At 59.4% G+C, this 13,152-nt stretch carries 14 protein-coding genes; 4 read left to right on the top strand and 10 right to left on the bottom strand.

All coding sequences use genetic code 11. The features are described from left to right. The first annotated feature begins 7 nt into the window (after positions 1-7). Complete coding sequence (locus tag ACYVB2_RS14970; protein WP_382434682.1) at positions 8-862, top strand: CheR family methyltransferase; 855 nt, start codon at positions 8-10, stop codon at positions 860-862. Between the two features lie 11 nt (positions 863-873). Here the strand turns inward: ACYVB2_RS14970 and ACYVB2_RS14965 are convergent, their stop codons facing one another. Beyond that, positions 874-2,382, bottom strand: a complete 1,509-nt coding sequence (locus tag ACYVB2_RS14965) for a SulP family inorganic anion transporter (protein ID WP_382434680.1) — start codon at positions 2,380-2,382, stop codon at positions 874-876. A 160-nt stretch (positions 2,383-2,542) separates the two neighbouring features. On the opposite strand from ACYVB2_RS14965, the gene ACYVB2_RS14960 reads away from it, so the two are divergent. Continuing rightward, entirely contained in the window at positions 2,543-2,893 is a 351-nt protein-coding gene (locus tag ACYVB2_RS14960; protein ID WP_382434678.1) for a NirD/YgiW/YdeI family stress tolerance protein, read from the top strand. 28 nt (positions 2,894-2,921) lie between these two features. Here the strand turns inward: ACYVB2_RS14960 and ACYVB2_RS14955 are convergent, their stop codons facing one another. From ACYVB2_RS14955 to ACYVB2_RS14940, 4 genes are all read right to left on the bottom strand, one after another. Further along, positions 2,922-3,755: a UPF0149 family protein gene (locus tag ACYVB2_RS14955; RefSeq protein WP_382434676.1), complete on the bottom strand. Its 834-nt coding sequence runs from the start codon at positions 3,753-3,755 to the stop codon at positions 2,922-2,924. A 66-nt stretch (positions 3,756-3,821) separates the two neighbouring features. After that, the gene (locus ACYVB2_RS14950; protein ID WP_382434672.1) at positions 3,822-4,307 is read right to left on the bottom strand and encodes a putative toxin-antitoxin system toxin component, PIN family; all 486 of its coding nucleotides are present in this window, start codon (positions 4,305-4,307) and stop codon (positions 3,822-3,824) included. After that, the gene (locus ACYVB2_RS14945; protein WP_382434669.1) at positions 4,297-5,589 is read right to left on the bottom strand and encodes a THUMP domain-containing class I SAM-dependent RNA methyltransferase; all 1,293 of its coding nucleotides are present in this window, start codon (positions 5,587-5,589) and stop codon (positions 4,297-4,299) included. The genes ACYVB2_RS14950 and ACYVB2_RS14945 overlap by 11 nt, the downstream gene beginning before the upstream one ends. Then, the gene (locus ACYVB2_RS14940; RefSeq protein ID WP_382434667.1) at positions 5,586-6,014 is read right to left on the bottom strand and encodes an acyl-CoA thioesterase; all 429 of its coding nucleotides are present in this window, start codon (positions 6,012-6,014) and stop codon (positions 5,586-5,588) included. Before ACYVB2_RS14940 ends, ACYVB2_RS14945 begins: the two co-directional genes overlap by 4 nt. 184 nt (positions 6,015-6,198) lie before the next feature. Here ACYVB2_RS14940 and ACYVB2_RS14935 point away from each other — a divergent pair, with 184 nt between their 5' ends. Both ACYVB2_RS14935 and def read left to right on the top strand, forming a co-directional pair. Beyond that, entirely contained in the window at positions 6,199-8,049 is a 1,851-nt protein-coding gene (locus ACYVB2_RS14935) for a methyl-accepting chemotaxis protein (protein ID WP_382434665.1), read from the top strand. 21 nt (positions 8,050-8,070) lie between these two features. Beyond that, positions 8,071-8,610, top strand: coding sequence for a peptide deformylase (def, locus tag ACYVB2_RS14930; protein WP_382434663.1), 540 nt, complete (start codon positions 8,071-8,073; stop codon positions 8,608-8,610). Positions 8,611-8,624: 14 nt separating this feature from the next. On the opposite strand, the gene ACYVB2_RS14925 is transcribed toward def, so the two are convergent. The 5 genes from ACYVB2_RS14925 to ACYVB2_RS14905 all read right to left on the bottom strand — a co-directional run bounded on the left by ACYVB2_RS14925 (position 8,625) and on the right by ACYVB2_RS14905 (position 13,148). Further along, positions 8,625-10,211, bottom strand: coding sequence for an RNA polymerase factor sigma-54 (locus ACYVB2_RS14925; protein ID WP_460537174.1), 1,587 nt, complete (start codon positions 10,209-10,211; stop codon positions 8,625-8,627). 4 nt (positions 10,212-10,215) lie between these two features. Then, positions 10,216-10,998 carry an LPS export ABC transporter ATP-binding protein gene (lptB, locus tag ACYVB2_RS14920; protein ID WP_382434659.1) on the bottom strand — a complete coding sequence of 261 codons (783 nt, stop codon included), beginning with the start codon at positions 10,996-10,998 and terminating at the stop codon, positions 10,216-10,218. Beyond that, the gene (gene lptA / locus ACYVB2_RS14915; protein ID WP_382434657.1) at positions 10,995-11,633 is read right to left on the bottom strand and encodes a lipopolysaccharide transport periplasmic protein LptA; all 639 of its coding nucleotides are present in this window, start codon (positions 11,631-11,633) and stop codon (positions 10,995-10,997) included. Before lptA ends, lptB begins: the two co-directional genes overlap by 4 nt. A gap of 98 nt (positions 11,634-11,731) precedes the next feature. Then, positions 11,732-12,373 (bottom strand): thiol:disulfide interchange protein DsbA/DsbL, encoded by a 642-nt coding sequence (locus ACYVB2_RS14910; RefSeq protein WP_382434655.1) that lies wholly within the window; start codon positions 12,371-12,373, stop codon positions 11,732-11,734. Positions 12,374-12,428: 55 nt separating this feature from the next. Next, complete coding sequence (locus ACYVB2_RS14905; RefSeq protein WP_382434653.1) at positions 12,429-13,148, bottom strand: SPOR domain-containing protein; 720 nt, start codon at positions 13,146-13,148, stop codon at positions 12,429-12,431. Positions 13,149-13,152 lie beyond the last annotated feature (4 nt).

Genomic DNA, 13,152 nt, shown 5'->3' with positions numbered 1-13,152 from the left:
CCATGCTATGGGAGACTTTCTGCTGTATGGTGAGGACTCCATCTCCAGCCGGGAGTTCTCTCAGTTCCAAAAGCTGATTTTCGATATGGCAGGTATCAGCCTGTCCGAGGCCAAAAAGGTCTTGCTGGTTGGGCGCTTGGCCAAGCGGCTGCGTGCATTGGGACTGCACAGCTTTGGTGACTATTTTCAGCACCTGAGCCAAGCGGCCCAAGCCCAAGAGCGCCAGACAATGGTGAATCTGATCACCACCAACGAGACCTATTTTTTCCGGGAACCACAGCATTTTGATTTTCTACGTGCCAAGGCTGCGCGCTGCGGGGCGCGGGGCACGTTTCGTGTCTGGAGTGCTGCCTCCTCCAGCGGCGAGGAGGCCTACAGCGTGGCCATGGTACTGGCCGACACTTTGGGCACGCAAGCCTGGGAGATTGTGGGCACGGACATCAGCACCAAGGTGCTATCGGCTGCCCGCCGGGGGCTGTATTCGCTCGAGCGCACCAGCGGCATCCCCAAGGCGTTGCTGAAAAGATACTGTCTCAAGGGCATCATGGATCAGCAGGGCATGTTGCTGATCTGCCGCCAATTGCGCGAGCGCACCCAGTTCATGTACTGCAACCTGCTAGAGCCACAGCATGTGCCTGGCAGTTTTGATGTGATTTTTCTGCGCAATGTGCTGATCTATTTCAACCACGAGACCAAACAAAAAGTCATTGCCAACCTGCTGCCCTACCTCAAACGCGATGGACACCTGATTGTGGGGCACTCCGAATCGCTGCATGGTATTACAGGAACGCTGGTGACCGAACAGCCCACCATCTATCGCCTCGTCTCTCACACTGCCACCACGCCCACAGGGCTGCACTGAGACCGTTTGGCTCAAGGGGCGGTGTGGGAGTCTGGGCGCTCGGGACGTTGCAGATCGATCAGCACGGCACTGGCCTCGTTCAAACCAACCACATGGACGGTGCAACCGTGGTGGCGCAGGCGTGCAATCACCTTATCCAGTGCCGCCACCGAGGTGATGTCCCAAAAATGGGCTTGCGAGACATCAATGCACACTGGGCGCTGCTCGGCACTGCGCACATCAAACGCCTCAACAAACGCATCAGCAGAGGCAAAGAACACTTGCCCCGTTACCCGCCAAGTGCGCAGGCCCGTGGTGGCATCGTCTGTGCTGTGCACTTGCAACATCCGCGACACCTTAAAGGCAAAGAACACCCCACTGAGCACCACACCCACCGTAACGCCAGCGGCCAAATTGTGTGTGGCAATAGTGACCACCACCGTCGCTAGCATCACCGCACTGGACAGGCGTGGATGGTGCCACAGCGTGCGCAAAGACTTCCAGTCGAACGTTTCTACCGACACCATCACCATGATGGCGACCAGTGCAATCACCGGCACCTGCGACACCCAAGGCTTGAGCAGCACCATCAAAATCAACAAAAACACACCCGCAAACAAGGTAGAGAGGCGCCCACGCCCACCATACTTGACGTTGCCCACGGCTTGACCAATCATGCCGCACCCGGCAATGCCGCCAAAACAACTGGCGGCGATGTTGGCCAGCCCCAAGCCGGTGCATTCTCGATTTTTGTTGCTAGGGGTGTCGGTCAACTCATCCACCACAGCAGCCGTGAGCACCGATTCGAGCAGACCCACAAAGGCTATCGCCAAAGCAGGCAAGGCAATGATGCGCAAGGTTTGCCAGTCCCAAGGCACCTCAGGAAACGCCCACAATGGCAGGGCTTCGGGCAACTGGCCCAAATCGGCCACGGTTGCCAAGGGCAAGCCCAACAGGCTGGACAACAGTGTGAGCAATAACACGCACACCAAAGGCGGCGGAATGGCCGTCAAGGCCCGCCAGCCCAACAGTGCCCCGCAACGGGGCAGGCCATAAATCAGCAGCAGGCCCAATGCCAACATAGCCAGCGTGGCAGCATTGGCACCGCCCAAATGCGGCCACTGTGCAGCAAAAATCAACACCGCCAGCGCATTGACAAAACCCGTCCGCACCGAGCTGGAGACAAAGCGCATCAGCACGCCCAACCGCAGCAAGCCAAACAACACTTGCACCAACCCAGCCAGCAACCCAGCGGCCAACAAATAGCCTAGGCCATGCGACTGCATCAACGGTGCGGCCACCAGTGCCACCGATCCTGCTGCGGCTGACACCATCGCCGGGCGGCCCCCAGCAAAGGCGATGACGATGCTAATGACAAAAGAGGCAAATAAGCCTACAGACGGATCGACCCCCGCCACAAACGAGAAGGCAATGACCTCAGGAATCAAGGCAAAGGTGGCTACAGCCCCAGCCAGCAACTCGCGCGTAATGCCAGTAGGCGCCCATTCAGAGCGCCAGCGGCCTAATACAGGAATCGTCATGCGATTTATCCGGCGCGCGTACAGCGCACCTTTTTCTTTTCAACAAAAATCGGCCCCGGCCTCCGATGGGCTGACCACAACGGGCCACCACACCGTTAATGCGGCGATCAGACAAGGCCCACACAATGCGGCTATCGACAGCATTCACAGGAACCTTACCATGCCCGCCAAGACCCTTGCCACCTTGACCGCTACCCTGCTTTTGTGTGCCAGCGCATTGGCCCAAACCGCTGCAGGCGGTTTTACTGGCCCCGCCACCGTGGTCACGGCAGAGCACACCAAGTCTTTGGCCGACGATACCCCAGTGACCTTGCGCGGCCAGATTGAGCGCCACCTGGGGGGAGAGAACTACCTCTTTCGTGACGCCACCGGCACCATAGAGGTAGAAATTGATGCGCGCCACTGGAGCGGCCAGAGCGTGTCACCACAAGACAAGGTAGAAATCTCGGGCGAGGTGGACAAGCACTGGACATCGATAGAGATCGACGTCCAGCGCCTGCGCAAACTCTGAGCCTCAGCGGCTGCGCAGCGGCAGTGGCTCAAGCGCCACAGCACTTCTTGTATTTCTTGCCGCTGCCACAGGTGCAAGGATCATTGCGGCCTGGCTCGGGGGCTTTGCGAACGCTCTCCACCCGTGGCCCCATGCTTTGCCACAGCTGGCGCAGGTCATACACCGCAGCCAACGCATCACTGAAGTCATCCAAACGCCGATCACTGATGGTGGCAGGGCCGTTCTCATCGTACAGGTTCACACTGGGTTTGCCTGTGTCGTCCTCGGTCAGGGCAACGATGCCATCCAAAGCGTCGTTGAGCCACTGTGCAGCCTCTTTGTCGCGCGGTGCAGCCCACTCCTCGGGCCAATTTTCTACCGCAAACATAAAACCCAAGGCCCACACTTGGCCCAACGAGGGAATATCGTGGGCCTCAATCTCGGCACGCTCTGCCTCGGGCAGGCTGGCCACCACGGCACGCACATCTTCCACTTCGGGGTGAAAGGCGTTATCTTCGGTGCGCTGCTCCACTGGCAAATCCAGCGATTCCTGCACGGCCTGCCAGCGCCGGCCAAACAACTCCAGAAAACGGGCCTGTTGCTCTGCGTTGGCAAAGACTGGCAACTGCGGCAAGGGCTGGTCTGGGGCCACCTCCAGCACCTCGCCATCACCCAACAGCATGGGCAAGTATTCATTCGGGCCAATCAGACGGCGGCTACACACCAGCGCCGTCAGAAAGCCATCACAAAACTCCCATTGCGGGATTTCTTCGGCACGGGTGCGCAAATCCTCCAGCAAAGCATCTAGCTCGTCGAGTTCGTCAGGGGTCAGGCCACGGGCTGCAGGGGGTTCAGCGGGCTGGGCAGAAATAGGGCTGTTCATCAAAAATCCTTGGGGTACTGCAATCGCAGGGTAGAGAATCAGGAAAGTGTAGTCTGCGGCCACCGCTCATGGCGCCACCATCGGGGCAACCACCAGTGTGGTGGCAACATGGGCATCGTGGCGCAATAGCAGCCGTTTGCGCATACACAGCACGGCTTTGTCTTTGCTCAACAGCACCGCTTGACAGGTAGCGGCCAAATCGATGAACTTCTGGTCGTCGGGGTCTTTGCACACCGCTGGCACACGGGCTGGCACCTCCTGCCATTGCACCTGCTGTGCATAGGCTTGTAGCACCTGTGCCTGCGTGAGGTCATAAAACGCCACCCGCTTGGCAATTTGCGGATAGGCCAACACGCGCTCCAGTTCATCGTGCATAGGACGGGTAGCCACCCAGCGCAGACTGCCCTCTCGCAAGCACTGGCGCACCGGGATCATGGCCGGATCGTTGAATACCAACAGATCGAGCACGATATTGGTGTCGAGCACCAAGGCGCGCGGTAGCGGTGCTGCTGTGCCCTCCACCACCAAAGGCCAACGCAGTTCAACCCGCATGCTGGGGTGCCCCTGCTGCTGCAACCGGCTGGCGGCGTGGCTTGGTCGAGCCTTGCACCAAATCAAAGCGGAACAGGCGGCATTCAATCGGGCCGTTCCACATGGGCACGCGGCGCGATTCTTTCAGGCGCATTTTGCCGGGCAGTTTCAGGTCGGGGGTGAGCATCCATGCTTGCCAGCCGGTATAGTTTTTCTTCCAATGGGCAGCCAGTTGCAGGAAAAACTCGCCGCCATCTTCCGTCTGTGCCACTTCGCGGCCCACAGCCGCCCCCCCAGCGCGTTCAGCGGCCCGGTCGTGGGCATTGCGCCCGGCACTGCCAGCGGCGGCAATCCGTTCGCCATAGGGGGGGTTGAGCAACATCAGGCCGGGCTGTGCGCAGGGGGGCATCCGCTGCAAGGCATCGCCACCGCGCAATTGCACGGCAGCGGCCACGCCTGCCCGCTCGGCATTGCGCTGGGCAAAATCGACCATACGGTGCGAGACATCGCTGCCAAAAATGGGCACTGGGCTGGCTTGTTCGGCACTAGCGGCTTCGTTCTTCAGGGCGTTCCAAACATGGGCTTGGAAGGGCAGGAGTTTTTCAAAGGCAAAGCGGCGGCGCATACCGGGGGCAATGCGGCAGGCGATTTGGGCAGCCTCGATCAGCACCGTGCCACTGCCGCAGCAGGGGTCATACAGGGGCAAGGGGGTCTCGCCCTCTGGGTTCCAGCCGGTGGCGGCAATCATGGCGGCGGCCAAAGTTTCTTTCAACGGCGCATCGCCTTTGTCTTCGCGCCAGCCACGTTTGAACAACGGCTCGCCCGAGGTATCGATATAAACGGTGGCTTGGTCGGTGGTCAGGTGCAGGTGGATACGCACATCGGGCCATTGGGTATTCACATCGGGGCGCACACCCGTTTTGGCGCGAAAGCGGTCAGCCACCGCATCTTTGATGCGCAAGGCAGCAAAGTTCAGGCTGGTCAGGGGGCTGTGTTGGGCCGTCACCTCGATTTTGAAACTCTGGCGTGGCGTGAACCAAATCTCCCAAGCCACGCTGGAGGCCATCTCGTACAAATCGTTTTCAGAGCGGTACGGACGGTGCGCCAATTGCACCAACACGCGCTGTGCCAGGCGGCAATGCAGGTTGAGCAGCAGTGCATCACGCCAAGAGGCGCGCAGCAACACGCCGCCCCGGCCTGTGAGCAGGTCGTGGCCGGTCAGGCCGGTGAGTTGGTGTACCTCATCGGCCAAAAAACCCTCAACGCCCGCCGCACAGGGCAGAAAAATTTGCAGTTGGTTCATGCTTGCCCCAACTTGGCTAGCAAAGCCGCAGGCAGCACACGCACTTTGTGGTCTTGTGGGTCGGTAAACACCAGCCCTTGCTTGCCCTTGGCGACGGCACGGCCTTGGCTGGCTTCGGTGATACGAAACACCAAATCAAAGCCGTATTTGTTGAAATCTGCCGGGGCCATCTCGATGCGCAAGGTCTCGCCATACAGGGCTTCAGACTGGTATTGCACCACCACATCACCCACCACCAGCGCCAGCCCTTCGGCATCGCGGTCGGTATAGCCCAACGAAGTAAAAAAGCGGGTGCGGGCCTCGCCCACCAGCGCCAGCAACTGGGCGTTGTCCAAGTGCTGGCCGTGGTTGATATGGCCGATGTAAATGGGCAGTTCGGTAGAAAAAGTGAACTGCGATGGCAGTTCAAAAACAACGCGGGCCATGTGACGCCACTCCTGAGCAAAAACAAAGCGCGATGGTCGCACAACGCAGCCACTCTCTGCTAAGCCATGCGCTTTAGCTCAGAATTCACCAAGCAGCAAACACCTATTGATTTCTGACGTTCTGTCACCGATAACACGGTCTCTTACTTCTTCTCGCATCACTCATACCCGTCCAGAGGCTTCTATGCTCCATACCCTACGAGTCCGACTGATCGGGATTTGCGTTGCCATTACCGTGGCGGCACTGTTTGCATTGGCTTTGGCCACTTTTGTTGTCGTGCGCAACAACACCCTTGACGCAATGGACGAGCGCATGGGCCAGTTGACACGCAACCATGCCAATGAATTGACCGAATGGGTCAAAGAGAAACAACGCATCACCAGCGCCCTCAAACTGGCGGTGGGCAAACCAGAGCCAGTGCCCTTATTGGAGGCCGCCAAGCAAGCAGGTGCCTTTGATGATGCCTATTTTGTCTATGCCGACAACCGGGCCATCTTTACGCACCCCATGCCAGAGGGCTATAGCGGCACGGGCCGCCCGTGGTATCAACAGGCAGTCCAGGTGGGCGGGCCAGCCCTGACCCCCGCCTATGTGGATGTCAGTACGGGCAAGCTCACCATCAGTTTTGTCGAGCCGGTAGGCCCACGAGGCCAACCCATTGCGGTGGTCGGCACCGATATGCACTTGGACACCATTGCACAAAAAGTCAGCGCCATCCGCCCCATGTCGCAAAGCTTTGCCTTCTTGGTGGATGGTGAGGGCAAGTTCTTGGCCCATGCCAAAGCAGAATACGCCCTCAAACCCATCTCTACCATTGCGCCCCAACTGGACATGACACTGCTGCGCCAATTGGCCGACCAAGGCGGTCGCGCTGGCATGGCCATCGATGGCACCGACCGACTGCTCTATGCAGCCAAAGTCGAGGGCACCCCTTGGTTGCTGGCGGTCGCCATTGACCGCGCACAAGCCACTGCCAGCGTGCGCAACCTGCTGCAGGTGGCTGCCAGCATCACCCTGCTCTGTATCGTGGTCGCGGTGGTGCTGGTGTCCATCGCAGTGAGCCACCAATTGCGCCGACTGGCCGTAGTGCGCGATGCACTGGCCGATATCGCCTCAGGAGAAGGTGATCTAACACGCCGCCTCGACACCCAAGGCAACGACGAACTGACGCACATTGCCCAAGCCTTCAACGACTTTGTCGGCAAAATTGCTGGGGTCTTGGTGCGCATCCGCCAATCCTCCGAGTCGGTGCGCCAAGCCACCCGAGAAATTGCCAGCGGCAACCAAGACCTGTCCTCCCGCACCGAACAGCAAGCCTCCTCACTGGGGCAGACCGCTGCGGCCATGGAGGAGCTCACCGCCACCGTACTGCAAAACGCCGAGAATGCCCGCCAGGCCAATCTGCTGGCCACCGAAACCTCGCAGGTAGCCACCCGTGGCGGCACAGTGGTGGGGCAGGTGGTGCAAACGATGGGGGGCATAGAAAACTCTGCCCGCAAGATTGTGGACATCATTGGCGTAATCGATGCCATCGCTTTCCAAACCAACATCTTGGCATTGAATGCCGCCGTGGAAGCAGCCCGGGCTGGCGAGCAAGGCCGGGGCTTTGCCGTAGTGGCTTCTGAAGTGCGCACTTTGGCCCAACGCAGCGCCACAGCGGCCAAAGAAATCAAGGCACTGATTGATGACTCCGTTACCCAAGTCAATGCGGGCAGTCAGTTGGTGCGTGATGCAGGCACCACCATTGAACAAGTGGTAGACAGCGTGCGCCGCATGACCACCCTCGTCGCCGAAATCAGCCACGCCAGCCAAGAACAAAGCAGCGGCATTGCTGCCATTGGTACCTCTATCAACCAGATGGACCAAGGCACACAACAAAATGCGGCCTTGGTAGAACAAGCCACAGCGGCAGCCCACGCCCTGCAACAGCAAGCCACACAATTGGCCGATGTGGTGGCAGAGTTCAAGCTCGATCACCAGCACGCCACAACACCCGCAGCACGGGCTGCACGCCCTGCAGCCTTGCTACGCTAACAGCCCATACCGGCATCGACCATGACCATCCACACCATCTTGAAAATGGGCGACCCGCGCCTGTGGCGCACGGCCCAGCCTGTTACGGCCTTCAACACCCCAGTGCTGCACCAGTTGGTAACGGACTTGCACGACACCATGCAGGCGGCCAATGGTGCCGGGTTGGCAGCGCCACAAATTGGCGTCCATTTGCAGGTGGTGGTCTTTGGCTCGCACTTGCCCAATCCGCGTTACCCAGATCGCCCCTTGGTGCCCCCCACTGTGTTGATCAACCCCGTGATTACCCCGCTGGATGCCGCCCAAGCCGAGGACTGGGAGGGCTGCCTGTCGGTGCCAGGGCTGCGGGGCCGGGTGCCCCGCTGGAGCCGCATCCGTTACACCGGCATGGACGTGCTGGGCCAGCCCATAGAGCGCATCGCCGAAGGCTTTCACGCCAGAGTGGTGCAACATGAGTGTGACCACCTGATAGGCACCCTGTATCCGCAACGGATGTCTGATTTGCGCCAGCTCGGCTTTACCGAAGTGCTGTTTCCCGAACTGCAGGCCGACGCCAACGATTAACCCCCACCGCCTCGCTACAGCGTTTTGCGCAGCGTGGCCGTGGGGATTTTTAATCCTTCACGGTATTTAGCCACCGTGCGACGGGCACACTCAATGCCCTGCTCTTTGAGCATTTCAGCCAATTGGTTGTCCGACAAGGGCTTGGCGGGGTTCTCGGCAGCAATAAACTGCTTGATCAACGCGCGCACAGCCGTGCTGGAGGCATTGCCACCACTGTCAGTGCCCAAGCCCGAGCCAAAAAAGTATTTCAGCTCGTAAGTACCCTGGGGGGTAGCCATGTATTTGGCTGTGGTCACCCGCGAGATTGTGGACTCGTGCAGGCCCAGCTCGTCGGCAATGTCGCGCAGCACCAGCGGACGCATGGCCAACTCGCCATGCACAAAGAAATTCTTTTGGCGCTCCACAATGGCTTGTGACACCCGCAAGATAGTGTCAAACCGCTGCTGAATGTTTTTGATAAACCAGCGGGCCTCTTGTAAACGCTGTTGCAAAGCCTGATGGCCTTCGTCTTGGCGACGGCCACGCAAGGCACCCGCATAAATGTCGTGGATGCGCAGGCGTGGCATCACTTCGGGGTTGAGTTGCACACTGAACTGGTGCCCCGCCTGACCATGCCCCATGCGGCGCACCAGCACGTCTGGGATGATGGCGTTGCGCTCTACCGAGATAAAGGGCCGCCCCGGACGCGGCTCCAGCCGGGCAATCAAGGCCATTGCTGCACGGGTTTGCTCCTCGGTGGCCCCACAGGTTTGGGCCAAGCGGCGCACATCGCGGCGGGCCAGCCCTTCCAGCGGCTGCTGGCAAATGCGCAGCGCCAATGCAATGGTCTCAGGCGGGATGGCAGGCGCAGGATGTGCGGCCAATGCTGCCAGTTGCAGTGTCAAGCATTCAGCCAAGTGGCGAGCCCCCACACCAGTTGGCTCCAGCGTTTGCAGCAAGTGCAAGGCCACCGTGAAATGGTGCAGCAGCTCCTCTATGTCATCGCTGTGCTCTTCACCCGCCAACCCTTGAGCCAAAGATTCCAGCGAATCCTCCAGATAACCGTCTTCGTTGAGTGATTCGATCAGAAAATACAGTGCGGCTTTATCCTCTGGAGACAAGCGCAAACCCACCGTTTGTCGGTGCAAGAATGCCGCCAGTGATTCATGACCATGTGCCAAATCTGTGGCACTGACATCCATTTCTTCGTCAGTGCCACGGCTGCAGGCCGGGGCATCGCCACCCCATTCACTATCGTCCGGGGCCATGTCCACACTGCCATCGCCCTCCCAGTCCAGCACTTCGGTGCTGCTGCTGTCACTGTTGCCCTGCTCTGCCTCTGTCAATGTGGCCTGACTGCTGTCTGCACTGCTGGTGCTGCTCACAGGGGCTGCCCAGTCGGCATATGGCTCCTCTGGCGGGGGCGTGTCGGCCTGCGCCAAACCAAACTCCTCGCGCGAGGCTTCGTCGGGGTTGCGCTCCAAAAAGGGGTTGTCCGCCAGCATCTGCTCGACTTCCTGGCCCAACTCCAACGTCGAGAGCTGCAACAGCCGAATAGACTGCTGCAACTGCGGCGTCAGGGTCAGGTGCTGCGATACACGCAGAGACAGGCCAGGTTTCATCGGCTCACATACGGAAATGTTCGCCCAGGTACACCCGACGCACCTCGGCGTTGTTGACAATCTCGGAAGGCGTCCCCTGTGCCAACACCCGACCATCACTGATGATGCAGGCGTGGTCACAAATGCCCAGCGTTTCGCGCACGTTGTGGTCGGTAATGAGCACGCCAATGCCGCGCGCTTTCAAAAAACCGATGATGCGCTGAATTTCAATCACGGCAATCGGGTCGATGCCTGCAAAAGGCTCATCCAACAGGATAAAACGCGGCTGCGTGGCCAAGGCACGGGCAATCTCGACCCGGCGCCGCTCGCCGCCAGACAATGCAAGCGCAGGAGAGTCTCGCAGATGGTCGACACGCAGCTCTTCCAACAAAGACTGCAAACGCTGCTCAACTTCGGCCTTGCTCAAAGACTGACCCGCGGCATTTTGTTGCAACTCCAGTACGGCACGCACGTTTTCTTGTACCGTGAGTTTGCGAAAGATAGACGCTTCCTGCGGTAGGTAAGACAACCCCAGACGTGAACGCTTATGGATAGGCATACGCACCACCGACTGCCCATCAATGCGAATATCACCCCCATCGCTGGGCAACAAACCAACGATCATATAAAACGAAGTGGTCTTGCCTGCACCATTGGGGCCCAGCAGACCGACTACCTCGCCTTTTTGCACAACCAGCGATACGTCCTTGACCACCTGGCGGCTGCCATAAGACTTGGCTAAATGCAGCACCTCCAATCGGCTATCCGTAGCTGCCTCGGTGGTGGCATGCGCGGGTGCGGCACTCATGGCTTGTCAGTACCCAGTGCAGAACTGGGGCGCAAAGGCAGAGCAGAAGCAGGTGCCACAGGAGAGGCCGGAGCTGTAGTCGCCTTTGGAGCCAGTATGGCACGCACACGTCCGCCCGACGTTGCTGACGCCCCCTCAGGGCTGCGCTGCTGACCATCCACACTGAACACATCCGTCAGGTTGTTGTAAACGATCACCGCCCCCGTGAGTTCATCTTGTAACTTGGCCCCTTGGTAACGGCGCAACTCGGCACGGCGCAATAGGCGCACGGTGTCGTTGTGGCCGTTGTATTCAATGCGTTCGCCTTCGCCCTCGACAAATTCTTCAGGGGCGCCGGGTGCGGTATCACGCTTTTGTCGGAAGAACGCCCGTTGGCCTGCTGCCGCCGTGACGGTACCAGACTGATAACCATCGGCATCTTGGCGCACTTCCAGACGCTCACCCCGCAGCACGATGGTACCTTTGGTCAGAACCACACGGCCCGTAAACACGCTGGTTTGCTGCAATTCGTCATGGCGCAGGGCATCGGCCTCAATGTTCATGGGCTGATGGCGGTCGGCCTTTTCAGCGTGCGCCAGCGTGAACGGGGCAGCAGCCAAACAGGCGAGCAGGGGGAGCGTGAAGAGGCGGTTCATCAAAAAAGGCACGAATCTTGCGGCGATTGTAGCGATGCCTGCCAGCCACAAAAAAGCCCGCCAAAGCGGGCCGTGGTTGCAGACGAAAGGGGGATGGCTCAACCCTTGACCGTTGTCAGGTGGTTGACCACCTGCAACATGGCTTGCAAGCCACCGGCCATCGTGCCATCGGTGTAGTAGCGGCCTGCCACCCCCATAGATGGCGTGCCTTCAACCCCATAGGCTTCTTGCAATTGCGTGGCGCGGCGCACTTGGTTAGCCACGCTGAAGGACTGGTACATCTCTTTGAATTTGGCCATGTCCAATTCGGGCTGCTTGGCAGCCCAGGCCATGATGTCGTCGTCCTTGGCCAGCTTCTGCTTTTCCACATGAATGGCGCGAAACGCACGGGCATGCAGAGCCTCGACTTTGCCCAGGCCTTCCAAGGTGTAATACAACTTTTGCGCTGGCACAAAGCTGGCATTGAAGGCCACCGGCACGCGGCGCACCACCAAATTGGCTGGCGCTGCCTTGATCCAGTTATGAAACATGGGTTCAAAGGTGTGGCAATGACCGCAGCTGTACCAGAAGAACTCCAACACCTCCACCTTGCCTGCAGGTACATCAGAAGCCACTGGTTTGGCCAGTTTGTTGTAATCCTTGCCTTCTTTGGGCGCAGCCCCCTGCGCTTGGGCCGACAGCGGCAGCAAAGGTGCAGCCAGCGCCAGGGCAGCAGTCAGGGAAAAATCACGGCGTTTCATCAAAAGGTACTCCTTATTGCGGTGGAGGGTCTGAGCAGTATCTGCCTACAAAAGTTCAGCGTTGCACACGCACCAAGGCCGAATCCACGCCAGCACCATCCAATTTTTCTTTGAGCTGCTCTGCATCACCACGTTTGCCAAATGGGCCCACCCGTACGCGAAACACCGTGCGGCCATTCTGTTCACGCTCACTGACGCGAGCCTCCCAGCCCATCATGGCCAGCTTGGCGCGCTGTGCTTCTGCATCAGTTTGGCTGCCAAATGCCCCTGTCTGGAGGAAGTAGGTAAAAGCGTCATCTGCCGTGCTGGTGGCGTTGGCCGTGGCGTTGGCTCTGCTCTTGGCCAAGTCGCCCAACGGGTCGGCACTGGCACTGGTGTTGGCCTTGGCATCGGGCTTAGCCTCGGCCTTACTGTCGGCTTTAGTCTCGGGCTTGGGGGCCGTCTTGGAATCGGCTGCCCCCTCAGGGGTGGGCTTAGACTCGGTCGCACTGGGTTTGGCCACAGGCTCGGCGGCCGATGGCGGTGCCACCACAGGCGCAGACTCCACCACGGCTGGACGGGCCGGATTCTTGCCGTAAAGTGGGGCGTTTGGATCCCAGTCTTTATTTTTCTCATTTTCGGCGGCGTCTTGTTCAGTGCCCCGAACCGCGCCTTTGTTCAAAAAAGGCACCGGCACTTTGGTGACATAGACGGCCACCGCAAAAGCGGCCCCCAGACCCACCACCAGGCCCAAAATAAAGCCCAGAATGGTGCCGCCTTGTTGCTGTTGTTTCATGGCC

The sequence above is a fragment of the Giesbergeria giesbergeri genome, assembly GCF_054779375.1.
Note: the sequence above shows the minus strand (reverse complement) of the source record. Positions and strands in the feature narration are given on the sequence as shown.

Bases quoted from the DNA above. Each gene is read 5' to 3' on its own strand.
- ACYVB2_RS14970 (WP_382434682.1), top strand. From the start codon at position 8: ATGGGAGACTTTCTGCTGTATGGTGAGGACTCCATCTCCAGCCGGGAG.
- ACYVB2_RS14965 (WP_382434680.1), bottom strand. From the start codon at position 2,382: ATGACGATTCCTGTATTAGGCCGCTGGCGCTCTGAATGGGCGCCTACT.
- ACYVB2_RS14960 (WP_382434678.1), top strand. From the start codon at position 2,543: ATGCCCGCCAAGACCCTTGCCACCTTGACCGCTACCCTGCTTTTGTGT.
- ACYVB2_RS14955 (WP_382434676.1), bottom strand. From the start codon at position 3,755: ATGAACAGCCCTATTTCTGCCCAGCCCGCTGAACCCCCTGCAGCCCGT.
- ACYVB2_RS14950 (WP_382434672.1), bottom strand. From the start codon at position 4,307: ATGCGGGTTGAACTGCGTTGGCCTTTGGTGGTGGAGGGCACAGCAGCA.
- ACYVB2_RS14945 (WP_382434669.1), bottom strand. From the start codon at position 5,589: ATGAACCAACTGCAAATTTTTCTGCCCTGTGCGGCGGGCGTTGAGGGT.
- ACYVB2_RS14940 (WP_382434667.1), bottom strand. From the start codon at position 6,014: ATGGCCCGCGTTGTTTTTGAACTGCCATCGCAGTTCACTTTTTCTACC.
- ACYVB2_RS14935 (WP_382434665.1), top strand. From the start codon at position 6,199: ATGCTCCATACCCTACGAGTCCGACTGATCGGGATTTGCGTTGCCATT.
- def (WP_382434663.1), top strand. From the start codon at position 8,071: ATGACCATCCACACCATCTTGAAAATGGGCGACCCGCGCCTGTGGCGC.
- ACYVB2_RS14925 (WP_460537174.1), bottom strand. From the start codon at position 10,211: ATGAAACCTGGCCTGTCTCTGCGTGTATCGCAGCACCTGACCCTGACG.
- lptB (WP_382434659.1), bottom strand. From the start codon at position 10,998: ATGAGTGCCGCACCCGCGCATGCCACCACCGAGGCAGCTACGGATAGC.
- lptA (WP_382434657.1), bottom strand. From the start codon at position 11,633: ATGAACCGCCTCTTCACGCTCCCCCTGCTCGCCTGTTTGGCTGCTGCC.
- ACYVB2_RS14910 (WP_382434655.1), bottom strand. From the start codon at position 12,373: ATGAAACGCCGTGATTTTTCCCTGACTGCTGCCCTGGCGCTGGCTGCA.
- ACYVB2_RS14905 (WP_382434653.1), bottom strand. From the start codon at position 13,148: ATGAAACAACAGCAACAAGGCGGCACCATTCTGGGCTTTATTTTGGGC.